The organism is Parafrankia sp. Ea1.12, from assembly GCF_900465275.1.
Taxonomy (GTDB): domain Bacteria; phylum Actinomycetota; class Actinomycetes; order Frankiales; family Frankiaceae; genus Parafrankia; species Parafrankia soli.
This window is the reverse complement of record NZ_UBIZ01000458.1, coordinates 21,632-38,497: the sequence shown is the minus strand read 5'-3', so window position 1 is coordinate 38,497 and position 16,866 is coordinate 21,632. Positions and strand designations below refer to the sequence as shown.

Genomic DNA, 16,866 nt, shown 5'->3' with positions numbered 1-16,866 from the left:
TCTTCGATGACAGTCGTATCAACCACAGCAGCACGTCAGGACGTCGCCCGGTGCAGGTACGCGATGACGTTCGCCGTACAGAAGGTGAGCTCATGACCACCGCCGACGGCTGGGACTACGTCACCGACCTCCTGGTGGTCGGCAGTGGCGGCGGTGCGTTGTGTGCGGGTCTCGCTGCGCATTCGAGGGGCCTGCAGACGCTCATCGTCGAGAAGACCGACAAGATCGGCGGTTCCACAGCGATGTCCGGCGGGGTCCTCTGGCTTCCCGACAATCCGGTATCCCGCCGGGCGGGGGTCGAGGACAGCCGAGAGGACGCCCGGAACTACTTTGCCGCCGTCGTCGGTGACGAAGGACCTGCGACGTCACGGGCCCGTACCGAAGCCTTCCTTGATGCCGTCGAGCCGTTGGTCGAGTTCCTGACCGACGCCGGCGTGCCGTTGCGGCACTGCGAAGGCTACTCGGACTATTACGACGAACGTCCGGGCGGCAAGGCTCGCGGGCGAGCCATCGAACCCGAGCTGTTCGACACTGGCCTGCTCGGGCCGTGGGAGTCCAAGCTCCGGATCGCCGAAGGCCTCCCACCGCTGCCGGCCTACACGAACGACATCGCACCGCTCGCGGTCGCTCCGCGGACGATGAAGAGTGTACGCACAGTGGCCAAGGTGGTGGGCCGGTATTTGTGGGCCACCGCGCGTGGCCGGCAGGTGCGTGGCTCGGGGGCGGCACTGCAGGGATACATGCTGATGAGCCTGCAGCGGGCCGGTATTCCGATCTGGACGGACAGTCCGCTTGCTGACCTCATCGTCGAGGACGGCAGGGTCGTCGGTGGGATTGTCGAGCACGGAGGCCAGGCCCGCCGAGTGCGTGCACGGCGCGGGGTCCTGCTCGCGGCCGGCGGTTTCGCGCGCAACGCGGAAATGCGCCAGAAGTACGGGCGCCAGCCCTCCTCCGCGGAGTGGACATCCGCCAACCCCGGGGACACCGGCGAGGTGATCGAGACCGCGATGCGCCTTGGAGCCGCGGTCGATCTGATGGACGAGGCATGGTGGATCCCCTCCTCGATACTCCCCAACGGGTACCCGCTGTTCGCCGTCTTCGAGCGCTCGAAGCCGTTCGCGATCATGGTTGACGGCGACGGCGACCGGTACTGCAACGAGGCTGCGTCCTATATGGAGGTCGGCCGTGAGATGTACAAGCGGCACGAGGCCAACGCGTCGGCGGTGCCCAGTTGGTGGATCACCGATTCACGCAACCGCAATCGCTATCTCTGGGGCCAGACTCCTGGGCGGATTACCCCGAAGGACTGGATCTCCAGCGGCTACATGAAACGCGCGGACACGATCGAAGAGCTGGCGGGAATCTGTGGCATCGATCCGGCGCACCTACGCCAGACGGTCGATCGGTATAACCGGAGTGCCGCGCATGGCCAGGACCCCGACTTCCACAAGGGCGAGCGCGCCTACGACCGCTTTTACGGCGACCCCACGGTCAAGCCTAATCCGTGTGTCGGCACCATCGAAAAGGGACCGTTCTACGCCGTCGCTCTCTACCCCGGAGATGTGGGCACCTCCGGTGGCCTGCTCACCGATGAACACGCACGGGTCGTGGACCAGAAAGGCCGTCCCATCGAGGGGTTGTACGCGACCGGAAACGGCACTGCCTCGGTGATGGGCAGGCACTACCCCGGCGCTGGGGCGAGCATCGGTGCGACATTTGCCTTCGGCTGGATCGCGGCACAGCATGCGGCCGAGTCCGCTACCGTGCCCGCTCCATCGACACCTCCCGTCTCGATTGGGACAATCCGTCGGCCTGGCACCAGACGACCAGCTACAGCTCCCCCAGAGAAAGGCGACCAACGATGACCCTGACTGGCCCCCGACCCGCCGCGCGCGAGATCGAGCAGGCCCTGGCCGCTGGGCCCAACGGCGATGAGGTGAATTCCAAGGTTCCATTCCACATGAACGACTCATTACACGTGCCCGCCGAGCGCTACTACTCCCGAGAGTTCTACGACCTCGAGAAGGAGAAGCTCTGGCCGCATGTGTGGCAGATGGCTGCGCGCGAGGAAGAGATCCCTGAGCCGGGAGACTTCGTCGAGTACGAGGTCGTCGGCCAGTCCATCCTGATCGTCCGGCAGGAGGACGGGTCGGTGAAGGCCTTGCACAACGCCTGCCGGCACCGCGCCACCCAACTGGCTGTGGGCGCAGGCCGGTTCCCTGGTGGGCAGATCGCGTGTCCGTTCCATGGCTGGCGGTGGAAGACCGACGGGCAGTGCTCACACATCTTCGGACGGGAAGGTTTCTCCGATGAGGTGCTCCGTCCCGACGATCTCGCCCTGCGCGAGTGTCTCGTGGAGACGTGGGGTGGGCATGTGTGGATAAACATGGACCACAATGCGCCGCCACTGCTCGAGGCGCTGTTTCCGGCGGCACAGATCCTCAGCGGGGTCGGCGTCGGGAACATGCGGGTGAAGTGGTGGAAGGAAGCCATAATAAACTGCAACTGGAAGCTGGCCCAGGAGGCGTTCTTCGAGGGCTGGCATCTGAAGCAGACCCATCCCCAGCTTTACACCTTCGACCAGGACGACAGCGACGAGACCGATCTGGCAGCCTTCGAGTACACGGCGTTCGTGAACGGACACGGCCGCTTCCAGAGCGGCGACGCCAAGGAGAGCTACGGCGGCCGTCCCGGCGCAGAGGTCGAGGATGCGGAGGACAAGTCCGACTTCATCGAGTTCCACCGCGTGCTCCAATCGGGTCAGGACGCGATGGCGCTCGAGCGCGACATCCACGTGTTCGAGGGACTGGCGGGCGAGCTCGACCCCAAGGATCCGGAGTTCGCCGGTAAGGCCATCCAGGCACTCTTCGAGTATTGGAAGGGTGCCGGCATCCCGAACCCGGTGTCGGATCCGGCGGCGATGAGGCTCTGGGGCGGGGACATCTTCCTGTTTCCCAACTACCTGATGCTGCCCATGTACGCCAACTCGCTGAACTATCGGGTGCGGCCCTACAACGACGACCCGGAATGGTGCCGCTTCGAGGTCTGGTCGGTGACCACGTACCCGGCCGGGCAGGAGCCGGAGCGCGCCGAGCTCACCGGACGCTTCGACACGGACGACACGGACCACTGGGGTCTGATCCCGCGCCAGGACTTCGAAAACCTGGAGCGCCTGCAGCGCGGGATCAAGTCCAAGAGCATCTCCGAGACCCGGTTGTCGCAGCTGTGGGAGCAGACCATCAGCAATATGCACCAGGAGTTGGACCGCCGACTCGCAGCTGACTACAGCACTCGGCCGGCTGGAGACGCGACTCGGTGAGGGGTGGTGTGTTCCGTGCCCTGGGTGACCGTTGAGCCCTCGGGCATCCGGATCGAGGTACATGAGAAGGAGTCCGTGGCCGCGGCGGCTTGGCGACAGGGAATCACTTGGCCAACCAAGTGCTGGGGCCAGGCTGAATGCATGTCCTGCTTCACCAAGATCGTGGGCGACGAGCTGGCTGCTGAGCCGATGACTCAGGAGGAGTCCGATGCGATGAGACTCCGGATGGCCAAGCGGGTGCGGAGTCCTCCCGTGCGTCTGGCCTGCCGGCTGCACGTCGAGAAGGACGGCCTCGTCCTCGAGAAACGGGGCGTCCGGACCGCGACAGGGACTGACAACAACATGACCCGTGCCCGCCAACCGACGCCGGAGTCAGAAGGAACATGGGGAGCTAGCCCAGAAGGAGTCTTGAATGACAGTCATATCGACGACTGCCGTGAGTCAGGACGTCGCCCGGCGGATGTACACGACGATGACGCTCGCCGCCGCCTGCGATGAACGCCTGCGCCGGGGCATCTTGCGGGGGGAGTTCGCCGCCACCATCTGGCCGTCGCGGGGTCAGGAGGCAATTCCCGCTGGCATGGGGGCCGCCCTTCGCACCGACGACCGGCTGGTCACGACCTACCGCGGGCTGCACGACCTGATCGGCAAGGGCGTGCCGCTGACCCAGGTGATTGGTGAGGTGCTCGGCCATAGCGTCGGCGCATCTCGTGGCAAGGGCGGGACGATGCACATCACCGCACCCGAGCAGGGGGTCATGCTCTGCACCGGCATCGTCGGTGCGGGCGTCCCGGTCGCCGTCGGGCTGGCCTTGGCGGCCGTGCAGCAGGGGAGTGACCGAGTCGCGGCCGTCTGCTTCGGCGACGGCGCGACGAACACCGGGTCGTTCCACGAGGGTATGAACCTCGCGTCGACCTGGCAGCTGCCGGTCATCTTCGTCTGCCAGAACAACCTCTTCGCGGAGATGACGCCGATCGGCGACACGATGCACATCGACCAGGTCGCCGACCGGGCGCTCGCGTACGCGATGCCGGGCTTGCGGATCGACGGCAACGACCCGGAGGCGGTGTACCAGGCGGTCACCGTGGCCGCCGAACGGAGCCGCGGCGGCGGTGGTCCGACGCTACTGGAATGCGTCACCTTCCGCTTCAAAGGCCACTATACCGGGGACCAGATGTCATACATGCCACCGGACGAACTCGCCGCCGCTGAGGCGGTCGATCCCATCCCGCGCTACCGGCAGAAGCTCCTCGACAACGGCGTGTCGTCAGAGGACGAACTCGCCGCCATAGACGAGCAGGCGACGCAGCAAGTCGATACGGCGCTCCAGGAGGTTCTGGCCGCATCCGTACCCGGGCTCGACGAGCTCGAGAAGGACTTCTTCGTCGACATGAAAGGCATTCCGGCATGACCACTATCGCTGACACAAAGACCCTGACGGTCGTCGGCGCGATCAACGAAGCGCTCGACGAGGCGTTGGCCGCCGATCCACGCGTTTTCCTCTTGGGCGAGGACCTGGCCGACCCGGGCGGCGGCGTGTCGGGCGCGACCAGCGGGTTGTCGACCAAGCACGGCAAGAGTCGGGTCCTGGACACTCCGATCTCCGAGGCGGCAATCGCGGGTGCAGCGATCGGTGCGGCTCTCGAAGGTCAGATTCCCGTCGCCGAGATCATGATCATGGACTTCATCGCGATCGCAATGGACCAGATCGTCAACATCGCGGCGAAGGCGCGCTTCATGTCGGCAAACCGGACGTCGTGCCCGCTCACGGTGCGAACCGCGACGTTCGGCGGACTGGGGTCGGGGGCCACGCACTCGCAGTCCCTCGAGAGCTGGTTCATGCATGTTCCCGGCCTGAAGGTGATCGTGCCGAGCACGCCGGCGGACGTTAAAGGCCTGCTGAAGGCGGCCATCTTCGATCCCGATCCGTCCATCTTCGTCGAGACGATCGCCTGTTATGGCATTCGCGGTGAAGTTCCGGCCGGCGACCACGTCGTCGAGATCGGCACCGCCGACATCAAGCGCAGCGGCAGCGACGTCACCCTCATCACCTACGGCCGCGGCGTATTCGACTCGCTGCAGGCCGCCGAGCAACTCGCCGCCGAGGGCATCGACGCCGAGGTGCTCGACCTGCGCACGCTGGTCCCGCTCGACACGGAGGCTGTCCTGGAATCGGTGGGCCGCACGGGCCGGGCGGTTATGGTGCACTACGCGGTTGAGTTTGCCGGACCGGGCGCGGAGATCGCCACACGCATCAACTCGGAGCTCTTCGGACAACTCAAGGCGCCGGTCCAGCGTGTCGCGTCTCGGTACCGGCCGATCCCCGCGGCCGTGGGTCTCGAGGCCGCTGTGTACCCGAGCGTCGACCGCATCACGGCAGCAGCCCGTGCTTCCGTGGAGTACGTCAAGTGACCGACATCGTTCCGGTTCGGATGCCCAAGCTCACCATGGCGGCGATCGAGGGCACCTTCATAGAGTGGCTGGTCGCGGACGGCGAGCACGTCAACGAGGAGCAGCCGCTCTACCTCGTCGGGACCGACAAGGTCGAGACGGAGGTACTCTCACCGGCCACCGGCGTGCTCCGGCATGGAGACGCCGAGCCTGAGGCTGTCTACCCGGTCGGGGCGCAACTCGCCGTGATCGACGTCGAATGCAGCTAACGGGGCTTCGCCCCAGCCCGACGAGCGTGTGTCTGCGGTCCGGTATGCGGGTTGCTTCCACCGCCCCGCTGGCGTCAGTCATCGAGGGCTTCGTGACCGCGGTCCGCCGGTTCGCCGCCAACCACGACATCCCGATCGTCGACTTCGCCAAGGGACACCGCAGCAGCGTCCTATAGGAGGTGGAAAGTGAGCCGATACAGACTCGTTGTTCTCAGCGAGCCGACGGCCGGGAAAGAGGATGAATACAACGAGTGGTACGACCAACAGCACTTGGGTGACCTTGTGGCCATCGACGGCATCGAGTCGGCCCAGCGGTTCCGCAGGGTGGATGGACTCCCGCCGGAAGCCGCCCAGGTGGCCCCGCAACGATACCTTGCCCTGTATGAGATCGAGACCGATAATATCGAGGATGTTCTTGGCGATTTGATGAAGCGTGCCGGCACTACGGCCATGCCCATCAGCGAGGCCCTCGATCTCGCTAATGCAACGCCCTGGGTCTTCGAGGAGATCGGCGAGCCACGGAAGTCGGAGCCGCCGGTTAGCTGACTACCAGCTGGGCTGATAGTGGAGGTAGGATAGGGAGCTGGCGCCGTCACCCAGGGTGATAGTTTCCAGCTCCTTCTCTCGGTCAGGAGGGCTTTACCAGGCAGCGTCACGGTTCGCCCATCGACCATCCGATAGCGCCGGTCTGGGTGCAGGGTACACGTGAATGTGCTTGCGCCCCTGGGTACCTTCGTACTTAAAGCACCGAACGGACTCGCGGCACTCTGCCCGAAATATGCTACGGCGTCACCGTCCGCCGATCAGGCCCGCCATTTGCCGTCGCGGTCGCCGCCACCGCGACAGCACACGGGGTCATCCCGCTCCGACTCCCGAGCGGTGGCGCCGGTCGGAATTTTCCAGCATCGGGCCATCCCTGTCTCCATCCTTTTCGGCCAAATTCTTGCTTTCCGTGGCCATGGCCCGCAACGTGCTCGGCGAGGACGACGACGAGACCAGATCACGCTTGCGACAATGGCGATTCGCGGTATAGATTCACAATTCACGGTCCGTGTATAGGCGGGCCTGCCCCCGGCTCGCCGGTAGAACTCGCGAGACTCGCCCTGCTGCTGTCCGTCGTGATCTCGGTGGCGTCGGCCATCGCCTCCGCGATCCCATCGGTCGCTCCGGGCCGTCGTGCGAGGACCTCGTCGGTGCGAGGACGTCGTAGGGCCGGCTCGTACCACCGGGATCAGCCCGGTCTACGCGCGGATCCGCCACGCACCGCAGCCTTCGTCGTTTGCTCCACCCCTCCTCCATCGCCAACGTAGTTGAGAGGTGCATCATGCCGACCAAGAGGGGCTTCCCCCTGGCCGCCGTGGCCTGCTGTCTGTTCCTTGTCCTGGCGGCCTGTGGCGGTGGCGCTTCGCCCGCCGGTAGTTCGGCAGCCGCTGACGGCGAGCCGGTGCCGGGCGGTACTGCGCGTGTGTTGACATTAAGCGACGCACGCAGTCTCGATCCCGCGATGCTCTTCAACGCGTACGCGAGTACCGCAGTGCTGGGCAATGCGCTCTACGGGACGTTGCTGACCGACGATCCGGCGTCCGGAGAAGTCCGGTACCGGATGGCCGAGTCCTTCACGACCTCGGACAACGGCACGACGTTCGAGTTGAAGCTGCGCCCGGGGCTGGTGTTCTCCGACGGCACCCCGTTGGACGCAGCAGCCGTCAAGTACAACTGGGACCGGCTCAAGACGGTCCCCGGGGCGTCCGCCGCGGACGCGTCGCTGGTTGGATCGACCGAGGTGATCGACCCGCGGACGCTTCGGATCACGCTGACCACGCCGATCCCGAAGTTCGCCCAGATCGTCGTCATCTCCTCGATGAACTGGATCGCGTCGCCTGCTGCGCTGGCGGCGGGCCAGCAGGCGTTCGACGCGCACCCGATCGGCGCGGGCCCGTTCACATTGGAGCGCTGGACCAGGCAGGACGCCATCGAGCTGGTCAAGAATCCGCGGTACTGGGACGCACCCAAGCCCTATCTCGACCGCCTGACCCTGCGCGTGGCACTCGACGGCGGCCAGCGGCTCAACACGGTGGTCAGCGGTGGCGCCGACGTCGCTATCGAGTCGCACTGGTGGAACGTCTCGCGCGCGGCAGAGGCGGGGCTGCGGACCAACGTCATGCAGCTGAGTGGAGGGGTGTACGTCGCGCTGAACCAGCGCCGGGCACCGTTCAATGACGTCCGAGCTCGTCAGGCGCTCGCGTACGCGAGCGACCTGCAGGCACTGAACCTGGCGGCCTACAACGGCGCCGGACAGGTCGCGGACACGTTGTTCAGCAAGCAATCGACGTTCTACACGGACACCCCACTGACGACGCCGAACCGCGACACGGCGCAGCGGCTGTTCGACGAGCTGGCCGCCGCGGGCAAGCCGGTGTCGTTCACGCTAACCGTCTCCCCCACGGCCGACAGCAAGGCGTTGGCGGAGGGCATCCAGGCGCAGCTCAGCGCGTTCCGAAACGTGTCTGTCCAGATCGACGTCGTCGACCACGCACGGTCGGCTGCCCTGCGCACCAGCCACGACTTCGACGCGATCTTCTCGGGGGTCTTCTTCGTCGACCCCGAGCCACGGCTGTGGAATGCCTTCAACGGGCAGTCGGACGCGAACATCTCGGGCGTCAACGACGAGGCCCTGAACACCGACCTCCAGGCCGCCCGGACGGCGACCGGCGAGGCCGAACGCAAGGCGCTCTACGCCGCCGTGCAGCAGCGGCTGGCCGAGCTGGTTCCGGTGATCTTTCTCGTGCGGGCTGCGCCCAGCGCCTTGGCCGGGAAGAACGTCGGTGGTCTCGTGCAGTACGGCAACGGCTCGTTGTTGCCCGAAGAACTGTGGATCCGACGGTAACCGAGAATCTGTGCGGCAGCGCACCCACAAGGCAGGACGCGATCCAAATGACTAATTGGGACTGCACAACAGACTTCCTCGTGGTCGGCAGCGGAGCAGGACCTTCCTGTGGGGTTCCAGAACTCGGCCACCGGCGTTGACCTGGCCTTTTACAGGGTGTTTGACCCCTCATCGGGGACTACCGGCCGGTTCATTTTCCGTCGACGATCACACATAGCACGTAATCGCCGAGATCCATGTGCAATTTTAGACGATCTGACCGGTAAAACGCTTATGGCGGTGCGGTGTTCGCACAGAAGGATCCTGTCTCATCCCGCCATCGGACGGTCTACCACTTTTACCGGTGACGCAGAGAAGTCCGGGTAGCCATGGCCGATCCGCGGAAAGCCACCACCATGACCGAGCAGCGACGCTACCCCAGCGACCTATCCGACGCCCGGTGGAGGCTGGTTGAACCCGTGCTCACCGCCTGGCGCGCCGAACGCCACCAGAAAGGCCTGAACATCGGCCGCACCCCGACACACGATCTGCGCAGCATCCTGAACGCCACCCTGTACGTCGACCGCACCGGTATCCCCTGGCGCTACCTGCCCCACGACTAGCCGCCCTGGGAAACCGTCTACGGCTACTTCGCCCACTGGCACAACGATGGCATCCTCGACCAGCTCGTCACCCTGACCCGCCGCCACGTCCGCACCGCCGCAGGCCACAACCCCGAACCCACCGCCTGCGTGGTCGACTCCCAGAGCGTCAAGACCGCCCCCACCGTTCCCGCCACCACCCAGGGCATCGACCCCGGCAAAAAGATCATCGGACGAAAACGGACCATCATCGTCGACACCCTCGGACTGCTCCTCACCGTCCTGGTCACCACCGCCGGCACCTCCGACAGCCGTGCCGGCCTCCACCTGCTGACCACTCTCGCCGCCACCCATCCCGGAATCCGTAAAGCCTGGGCCGACAGCGCCTACCGCACCACGGTCATCGAACACGCCGCCGGGCTGGGTATCGATGTCGAAACCGTCCGCCGTGACCCCGCCGCCAAAGGGTTCATTCCTCTTCCGCACAGGTGGATCGTGGAACGAACCTTCGGCTGGCTCATGTCCTACCGACGTCTCGCCCGTGACCACGAAACCCACCCCACCCGCTCCGAAGCCATGATCCACCTTGCGATGATCGACCTCACGGCCCGCCGCGCCACCGGCGAATCAACCCCAACCTGGCGAGGAACCTAAACCCGAACCAAACAGAACCCACAGGATCAAACACCCTGTCAGAGGGCGTTCAGGTAGCCCTGATGAGGATAAGTCGTTTTTGGGTCCGGAGCTTTTTGATGTGTTCTGCGTCGTAGAAGCATGTTCGTGTACCCCGAGACGATGATCGGGGTGTCCGTTCAACCGGTAGATGCTCCTCAGATTCCGTCTGGTGTGGCGATGAGATGGAAGCTCCCGACTGGTCGAACGGACACGTCCGGTCACACGGTTTGAGGTATGAGCGTCTGTCGTGAACCAGCGCAAGCCGTACCCCGGCGACCTGTCGGACGCCCGGTGGGCGCTGATCGCCCCGATCCTGCACACCTGGCGCCAGGCCCGGCTCGACCGCCGGCCCACCGGCCAGCCAGCCCAGGTCGAGCTGCGTGAGATCTTCAACGCGATCCTGTATGTCAACCGGACAGGGATCGCCTGGAAATATCTGCCCCACGACTTCCCGCCGCACGGCACCGTCTACTTCTACTTCGCCGCCTGGCGGGACGAGGGAATCTTCGCCCAGCTCAACTACGACCTGACCGGCCTGGCCCGAGCCAAGGCCGGCCGCACCCCCGAACCGACCGCGTGCATCCTCGACACCCAGAGCGTCAAGACCTCCACCAACGTACCCCTGACCAGCCAGGGCACGGACGCCAGCAAGAAGATCGTCGGCCGGAAGCGGGGCATCGTCGCCGACACCCTCGGCCTGATCCTCGCCGTGACCGTCACCGCCGCGCATCTGTCGGACAACACCATCGGAATACGCCTGCTCGACCAGGCCGAGAACACCTCCCAGGCGATATCCAAGACCTGGGTCGACACCGGCTTCAAAAACACCGCCATCGAACACGGGGCCACCCTCGGCATCGACGTCGAAGTCGTTCCCAGAAAAACCGGGACCCCCGGCTTCCACGTCGTGAAACGACGCTGGGTCGTCGAACGCAGCCTGGGCTGGCTCATGCTGCGCCGCCGCCTGGCCCGCGACTACGAGAACCTCCCCACCAGCTCCGAAGCGATGATCCACGTTGCCGCGATCGACAACCTCGTCAGGCGCATAACAGACGAGACCACCCCAACCTGGCGAGGCACCTACTAAAATATAAGCCGCAATCGGGGCAGATTAAACGCCCTCTTATTCGCCGCCCTGCATCAGCAACAGCCAGTTGCGGTAACCGAGCACCTTGTCCGCCGCGTCCACGGCCGCGGCCGAGTCCTCGAGATCCATGATGGTGCTGACCGCGGTCTCGATCACGAGATCCTTGACCCCCGCCAGGTCGGCGGACCCGATTGGGCTGGCTCGGTCGATCTGGATCTCGACGTGCAGGCCGTGATGGCGTCCAAGGGCAGCTGATTGTCGAGGAACGCCCGGCCGCGGGCAACAAGCTCGGCCCCGCGCCTCGGGTTGTATCCGGTGCCACGCTCGCGACCGTCGGCCTCGTCGATGACATCCGTACCGTACTAGCGCGTCGTATAGAGAACCCCAGCGTGCGTTCGCAGGGCAGACAGCGAACCGTGTGTTCAGCAGCGGCACGACGAGCTGCGCTCCTGTCTGTCTCGACACTCCGAATCGACATCAGCAGTGCCAACCTCGAACACCTCCGGGCTCGGGCGCGAGGTAGCCGATCTCGGTCGGAAACTCTTGATATGCGGCGTCGGTTCACGGTCCAGGGAGTCGACGGTGGTACTTATCGATTGCGGTCTGTAGCTCGACCCGACGGGCAAGCAGCTCTTGGTGCCGCAGTGCGAAATCGTGGATCAGTGCCTCGGCCCGCGACCAGAAGGCTGCTGGATTGACGCCAGAGCCAGGTATTGCTTCCTCGACGGCAAACTCACACAAGACCCTGGCGACTTTGAGCTGACCAACCTGAACTCGATTCGGCACTCCCGTTGTCTACTCTCTGAACAGCCTTCGAAGGCCGTTTTCAACGAAAAGATAGCCGCTCTACCCTGGCCTGCGATCAATGACCGTCGACCCGCCCCCCCCACGACGTCGACCGCCGCTCACCGAAGTCTCGGGGCAGCTTCATTTCGCCGGAATGGACGGCTCGTCCACGGATACCGTAACAGTCAGATTTGTGCCGCTCCAGGCGAAGCTCAGATCCGCCTGCCACTTGAACATATCGCCCCGATACCACGTATGAATGAACTCCACCGGCCTCAGCTCGCTCCGCACGACGCGCTCGGAGAACAGAACGGGCTGGCCGATTTCGATCGATAGGTTGGTCGCGACCAGCGAGTCGGCGATCTCAGCCGACATCGACTGCGTTGCTCCCGTGATCGGCATACCGCGCTTCATCTCGAAATGGGCACGTTCAAAGGGAACGATCTCTTCGGGCTCGAGGAGCTCGACAACTGCCGGAGACAGGTAGACGACCGTGTAGGCGAACGGCTCCCCGCGCAAGTCGCGACGATAGACCAGAGCCGTACCCGAAGATGATTGCATCCCGAGCGCCTCACGAACGTTCACAGGGAACGGCACATCGTGTTCAACGCTGAATTCGCGAAACGACATGTCGTCCGTGCCTATAATGAGCTCGGTAAACGAGCCGACAAAGGCGTGCGGCCTGTGGACCGCGGCGTCTTCACGTACGAATGTGCCACGCCCCTGACGTCGCTCCACGAGTCCTCGCTCGACGAGTACCCCAACGGCCTGCCGAATGGTCGCTTTGCTCACCGCGAACTCAGCAACGAGCTCGTCTTCGCTCTCGAGAGCGGCTCCCGGCGCGTACACACCGCGCTGGATACGTCGGTAGAGAACCCCGTATATCCGCTGATACAGCGGTGCTGAGAGTGGACTATGAGGCATGTACTCAACCCCACCCGGCGGTCTGTGCGGTGTTGGACATCGCGTGATCCCAGTGATGCGGTCCACTCGAGTTGTTAGTCAACTCGCACTTCCCTTCCGACCACACCGACGCCCCCGATGGAAGTAGCCGACGGAGCGGCGTAAGTGGGCGATGCGGCTGGTGCAGCAAGCCCTTGAGCAGGATCCAGGTCATTCGCTGAACGTCGCGGCGAGGAGCAGATCGGCCACAGCCTGTACGAGGTGCGCAGACGCCGCTCTGGTCCGCGAGGCCGGCTTCGACGGGCAAGCGGTCACGCCAGCAGATCAAACGGCTCATGCGCTGAGTCGGCAGCCAGGCACCCGGCGCGGGCGGCCCGCCTCCCCGTGACCAGGCCCGCCCGGCTCGTCCCGGCCGTCGCCGAAGTGTTCTCGGATCGACGCGGCCAGCCGCAGCAGCCCGTCGACGTCGACCCGGTCGGTGCGACCGAGGTTCATCAGCACCTGCGGCTTCACCGTGCATCCACCTGCCGGTTGTTGTGCCAACGCCGCGTACCGCACCACCGCCCCGTCGGCGTTCCACCGCTGCGTGAACCGCAAGTACATGCCCACACCGAACACATCAGACCAGGCATAGCAAACAAAATCAGTCAAGTGATGATACCACACTTTCGGCTCCACGCGACTGAAATTCGAGATCGGCAGGCCCATGACCTGCGGTTTCATCTCAGCGATCTTCGCCATGTGCCCACGAACTGTGGAACCCGGGGCGGAGGATGAAGGTGGTCGACGCCCGCCCGGTCGGCGTGACGTGGTTGTTGGACGCGCTGTGGCGCGAGCTCGGGGTCGCTGCCGCGATCGAGAAGGCGGTGGCGGACCGCGGGTTCACGGCGGCGGTGGAACGGGTGCTGTTCGCGCTCGTGGCGAACCGGGCGATCGAGCCGATGTCGAAGCTGTCCGCAGCCGAGTGGGCCTGCGAGGACGTCGTCATACCCGGGCTTTCGGGTATGGACGACGACCAGGCGTACCGGGCGCTGGACAGTCATGACGGCGCAACGACGGCCGGACCGCGTGCTGACTGGCGCGCACGAGGAGTTCTGTGCCATTGCGCGGCTCTCGGCCGGGAGCTGGTTACCCGGGGGGTCGAAGATCGCGACCTCGACGTCGGGCAGGATGCGCCCGACCACTGACTGTCTGCTTCAGAGAATGGCGCCGCTGCTCTTGAGCTGCCCGATCTCTTCCCAGGACAGACCCAACTCGAGGAGGGTGGACTCGGTGTGTTCGCCGTGTTCCGGGCCCCGAGTCGGCTTTCCCGGCTGCCCGTCGAACTGTACCGGGCTGGTGACCAAGGGGATTTCGACGCCGTCGAAGTCGACCGTCTGCAGATAGCCGTTGGCGATCACCTGCGTGTCATCGGCCGCTTCGTGAGGGCTGACCACGGGCACCCACTCACCGTCGAAATCGGCGAGGATCTGGCACCATTCGTCGAAATTCCGATCGCCGAAGACGCCGTCGAGCCATTCGATGCACTCGAGGCGGTTCTCCCGACGGGCCTCCAGGTCGATGAACCGTGGATCCGCGGCTATCTCCGGCTGGCCGATCGCCCGACACAGGTCAGGCCAGTAGCGATCGGGCGAAAGCATCTGCAGCGCGACGAATCGATTGTCCTTGGTCCGGTACGAGAGCATCAGCGGGTTCGGGAACTGGTACCGATCCGGCGCGCCGTGATGGGCTAGGCCGGAGATGCGCGCGTTCATCACGTTGACCTGGAGCTGCCACATCCCGGACGCGAGCAACGATACGTCGATGACCGATGGCTGACCCGAAGTGGCCCGCCGGTACAGCGCCGTGCTGATCGCCCCCGCGATGGTGAGACCACCCACCACGTCGCCGAAGGCCGGCTTGCCCATCGTCGGCCATTCGGCCTCCGGCGGCGTGAAGGTGTACTGCATGCCGGTGCGCGCCCAGTACGCGCCGGAGTCGTACCCACCCCGGCCGGCATCCGGCCCCTTGGCGCCGAAGGCCGTGCCACGGACGTAGATGATCGAAGGATTGTCGCGTCGTATGTCCTCGACCTCAATCTTCAGGCGAGTGAGGGCTCCCGCTCGCAGATTGGTGACGAACACATCGGAGGCCGCCACGAGCCGCGAGAGCAGTGCCCGACCCTCCGGATGTTTGACGTCCAGGGCAACCGAGCGTTTGCCGCGGTTCGCGGAATGGAAGTAAGGGTCGATGCCCCCATGGAGCTTGTGCAGACCAGCTGTCACTAGACCACGGTAGGGATCGCCAGTCTTCGGATGCTCGATCTTGATGACATCGGCCCCCCATTCCGACAACACCGCGCCCGCCGCCGGGACAAATACATGGGAAGCGACTTCAAGTACCTTCACGCCACTGAGCGGCAGCGATCCTGTCTCGTTAGGTTCCACAACCCGTCCCATTCTCGCGGCGATAGGTGTAACCATGTACGATCGGAGCAATTGTGAGCGAGCCATCAGCTCGTCCGCATCGAACCCATCATCGACTGAGTGATCTTGCCGAGCCCGTATTGTTTGCCGGGCACGTAGGAGACGTCGTGACCGGCGCTGCGGGCGCGAAGGGCTGCGACAGTCGCATGCTCCTTCGGGATGTACTTGAATGGGTCGAAGTTGAATATCCGCATGGCGTTCAGGTGTGTGATCTTGTTGACGATCTCGTCGTTGTTGACCCGCTGGAGGTACGGCCACGCCTCTTCCGGCGTGTACGGCCAGGTGCTGTCCGGGTGCGGGTAGTCGCACTCCCACGTGACGTTCTCGACATTCATCAGGTGGAGATTCTCCACGCCGTGAGCGTCGTCGATGAAGCATGTCACGATCCGGCGGTTGAACCGCTGGCTCGGGGTCTCGCCATAGAACGGGTGCTCCTCGATGTCGGCCACGTGGTGCTTGTAGGTGAAGTCGGCGCGCTCGAGGAAGTACGGGACCCACCCGATGCCGCCCTCGGACAGAGCGAAGGTCAGGTTCGGGAACTTGTTCATCATCGGCGACCAGATCAGGTCGGCGGCCGTCGGGTAGATGTTGATGCCCGAACACGTCACCCGGGTCAGCATCGGTGCGTCCGGCGAGGTCTGAATCATGGCGGCGCCGGATCCGATATGCATGCAGACGACGATCTGGTTCTCTTCGCAGGTCTCCCAGAATGGGTCCCAGTACGAGTCATGCAGCGAGGGGAACCCGAGCCCGAACGGGTTCATGGAGAACGCGACGGCATGCACGCCCTTGGCGGCCACCCGGCGCATCTCGGCCGCCATGAGGTGGACGTCCCAGATTGGGCCGAGGGCACAGGGGATGAAGCGCTCGGGGTAGGAGCCGCACCACTCGTCGATGTGCCAGTCGTTGTATGCCCGCACCACGGCCAGGGCTAAATCGCTGTCCTTCTGCCCGACCTGGGCGAACAGCGCGCCGGAGAAGCGGGGGAACGACGGGAAGTTGAGCGATCCGAGGACACCGTTGGCGTCCATGTCCTTGACCCGCTCGTGGACGTCGTACGTCCCCGGGCGGATCTCAGCGAACGACTTAGGCTCCTCGTGGTACTGCTGGGCCTTGCCGCCCACGCCGCGGCCCGCGGTGGCGGCCAGCGCCAGCTGGCTCGCTTTAGCGCCGTCGAAGACCCAGTTGAAGCCAATCTTGCTGTCGCCGACCACCCGAGGAGCGCGGTCCGCGTACTTGGCTGGCAGTCGACCGTCGAACATGTTGGGCGGCTCGATGATGTGATCATCGGTACTCACCAGAATCAGGTCGTTCATGTTCACCGCGGTCACCTTCGCCTTCACTTTGCCGATTGATTGGTGGTATCGAACTATCGAAGTTCCTAGCTTGGGCACCATGGCAGTCAAGGTCTACGGGTGGAGACGACCTGCCCCCTGGCGACGGACCCACAGCTCGCGCCGGCCGCCTGGTGCCCGCCGCGCCGGTCCCCGGTCGACACAACGC

16 protein-coding genes and 1 pseudogene are annotated in these 16,866 nt (G+C 64.9%); 12 read left to right on the top strand and 5 right to left on the bottom strand.

The features are described from left to right. Positions 1–92: 92 nt before the first annotated feature. The 11 genes and pseudogenes from FMEAI12_RS26970 (at position 93) to FMEAI12_RS26925 (ending at position 11,209) form a co-directional block, all read left to right on the top strand. Positions 93–1,865 (top strand): FAD-binding protein, encoded by a 1,773-nt coding sequence (locus tag FMEAI12_RS26970; protein ID WP_112108292.1) that lies wholly within the window; start codon positions 93–95, stop codon positions 1,863–1,865. Beyond that, positions 1,862–3,319, top strand: coding sequence for an SRPBCC family protein (locus tag FMEAI12_RS26965; protein ID WP_200835427.1), 1,458 nt, complete (start codon positions 1,862–1,864; stop codon positions 3,317–3,319). The genes FMEAI12_RS26970 and FMEAI12_RS26965 overlap by 4 nt, the downstream gene beginning before the upstream one ends. 3 nt (positions 3,320–3,322) lie before the next feature. Then, on the top strand, positions 3,323–3,817 hold the full coding sequence (locus FMEAI12_RS40240; protein WP_112108291.1) for a 2Fe-2S iron-sulfur cluster-binding protein: 495 nt from the start codon (positions 3,323–3,325) through the stop codon (positions 3,815–3,817). Further along, complete coding sequence (locus tag FMEAI12_RS26955; protein WP_235014579.1) at positions 3,732–4,730, top strand: thiamine pyrophosphate-dependent dehydrogenase E1 component subunit alpha; 999 nt, start codon at positions 3,732–3,734, stop codon at positions 4,728–4,730. The genes FMEAI12_RS40240 and FMEAI12_RS26955 overlap by 86 nt, the downstream gene beginning before the upstream one ends. After that, positions 4,727–5,731, top strand: a complete 1,005-nt coding sequence (locus FMEAI12_RS26950; RefSeq protein ID WP_112108289.1) for an alpha-ketoacid dehydrogenase subunit beta — start codon at positions 4,727–4,729, stop codon at positions 5,729–5,731. Before FMEAI12_RS26955 ends, FMEAI12_RS26950 begins: the two co-directional genes overlap by 4 nt. Next, complete coding sequence (locus tag FMEAI12_RS26945; protein WP_112108288.1) at positions 5,728–5,979, top strand: biotin/lipoyl-containing protein; 252 nt, start codon at positions 5,728–5,730, stop codon at positions 5,977–5,979. The genes FMEAI12_RS26950 and FMEAI12_RS26945 overlap by 4 nt, the downstream gene beginning before the upstream one ends. Positions 5,980–6,023: 44 nt before the next feature. Next, positions 6,024–6,155 carry a hypothetical protein gene (locus tag FMEAI12_RS39340; RefSeq protein ID WP_255565743.1) on the top strand — a complete coding sequence of 44 codons (132 nt, stop codon included), beginning with the start codon at positions 6,024–6,026 and terminating at the stop codon, positions 6,153–6,155. A 10-nt stretch (positions 6,156–6,165) separates the two neighbouring features. Then, positions 6,166–6,525: a hypothetical protein gene (locus FMEAI12_RS26940; RefSeq protein WP_112108287.1), complete on the top strand. Its 360-nt coding sequence runs from the start codon at positions 6,166–6,168 to the stop codon at positions 6,523–6,525. A 778-nt stretch (positions 6,526–7,303) separates the two neighbouring features. Beyond that, on the top strand, positions 7,304–8,866 hold the full coding sequence (locus FMEAI12_RS26935) for an ABC transporter substrate-binding protein (protein WP_112108286.1): 1,563 nt from the start codon (positions 7,304–7,306) through the stop codon (positions 8,864–8,866). 395 nt (positions 8,867–9,261) lie between these two features. Then, positions 9,262–10,101, top strand: a pseudogene (locus tag FMEAI12_RS26930) (IS5 family transposase). Between the two features lie 268 nt (positions 10,102–10,369). After that, positions 10,370–11,209 carry an IS5 family transposase gene (locus FMEAI12_RS26925; RefSeq protein WP_112108285.1) on the top strand — a complete coding sequence of 280 codons (840 nt, stop codon included), beginning with the start codon at positions 10,370–10,372 and terminating at the stop codon, positions 11,207–11,209. Positions 11,210–11,770: 561 nt separating this feature from the next. Here the strand turns inward: FMEAI12_RS26925 and FMEAI12_RS38690 are convergent. The 3 genes from FMEAI12_RS38690 to FMEAI12_RS26910 all read right to left on the bottom strand — a co-directional run bounded on the left by FMEAI12_RS38690 (position 11,771) and on the right by FMEAI12_RS26910 (position 13,639). Continuing rightward, entirely contained in the window at positions 11,771–11,995 is a 225-nt protein-coding gene (locus FMEAI12_RS38690; RefSeq protein WP_235014574.1) for a hypothetical protein, read from the bottom strand. 141 nt (positions 11,996–12,136) lie between these two features. After that, entirely contained in the window at positions 12,137–12,919 is a 783-nt protein-coding gene (locus FMEAI12_RS26915; RefSeq protein WP_112108284.1) for a GntR family transcriptional regulator, read from the bottom strand. Between the two features lie 312 nt (positions 12,920–13,231). Then, positions 13,232–13,639, bottom strand: a complete 408-nt coding sequence (locus FMEAI12_RS26910; protein ID WP_131626757.1) for a hypothetical protein — start codon at positions 13,637–13,639, stop codon at positions 13,232–13,234. Positions 13,640–13,677: 38 nt separating this feature from the next. Here FMEAI12_RS26910 and FMEAI12_RS26905 point away from each other — a divergent pair, with 38 nt between their 5' ends. Then, complete coding sequence (locus FMEAI12_RS26905; RefSeq protein WP_160144334.1) at positions 13,678–14,085, top strand: hypothetical protein; 408 nt, start codon at positions 13,678–13,680, stop codon at positions 14,083–14,085. Between the two features lie 9 nt (positions 14,086–14,094). On the opposite strand, the gene FMEAI12_RS26900 is transcribed toward FMEAI12_RS26905, so the two are convergent. Beyond that, positions 14,095–15,324: a CaiB/BaiF CoA-transferase family protein gene (locus FMEAI12_RS26900; protein WP_235014573.1), complete on the bottom strand. Its 1,230-nt coding sequence runs from the start codon at positions 15,322–15,324 to the stop codon at positions 14,095–14,097. 65 nt (positions 15,325–15,389) lie between these two features. After that, a complete protein-coding gene (locus FMEAI12_RS26895; RefSeq protein WP_160144333.1) occupies positions 15,390–16,694 on the bottom strand; it encodes an amidohydrolase family protein in 1,305 nt (434 codons plus the stop codon). Positions 16,695–16,866 lie beyond the last annotated feature (172 nt).

Excerpts from the sequence above, each read along its gene's own strand:
- FMEAI12_RS39340 (WP_255565743.1), top strand. The coding sequence starts at position 6,024 with ATGCGGGTTGCTTCCACCGCCCCGCTGGCGTCAGTCATCGAGGGCTTC.
- FMEAI12_RS26915 (WP_112108284.1), bottom strand. The coding sequence starts at position 12,919 with ATGCCTCATAGTCCACTCTCAGCACCGCTGTATCAGCGGATATACGGG.
- FMEAI12_RS26970 (WP_112108292.1), top strand. The coding sequence starts at position 93 with ATGACCACCGCCGACGGCTGGGACTACGTCACCGACCTCCTGGTGGTC.
- FMEAI12_RS26935 (WP_112108286.1), top strand. The coding sequence starts at position 7,304 with ATGCCGACCAAGAGGGGCTTCCCCCTGGCCGCCGTGGCCTGCTGTCTG.
- FMEAI12_RS26950 (WP_112108289.1), top strand. The coding sequence starts at position 4,727 with ATGACCACTATCGCTGACACAAAGACCCTGACGGTCGTCGGCGCGATC.
- FMEAI12_RS26955 (WP_235014579.1), top strand. The coding sequence starts at position 3,732 with ATGACAGTCATATCGACGACTGCCGTGAGTCAGGACGTCGCCCGGCGG.
- FMEAI12_RS26910 (WP_131626757.1), bottom strand. The coding sequence starts at position 13,639 with ATGGCGAAGATCGCTGAGATGAAACCGCAGGTCATGGGCCTGCCGATC.
- FMEAI12_RS26965 (WP_200835427.1), top strand. The coding sequence starts at position 1,862 with ATGACCCTGACTGGCCCCCGACCCGCCGCGCGCGAGATCGAGCAGGCC.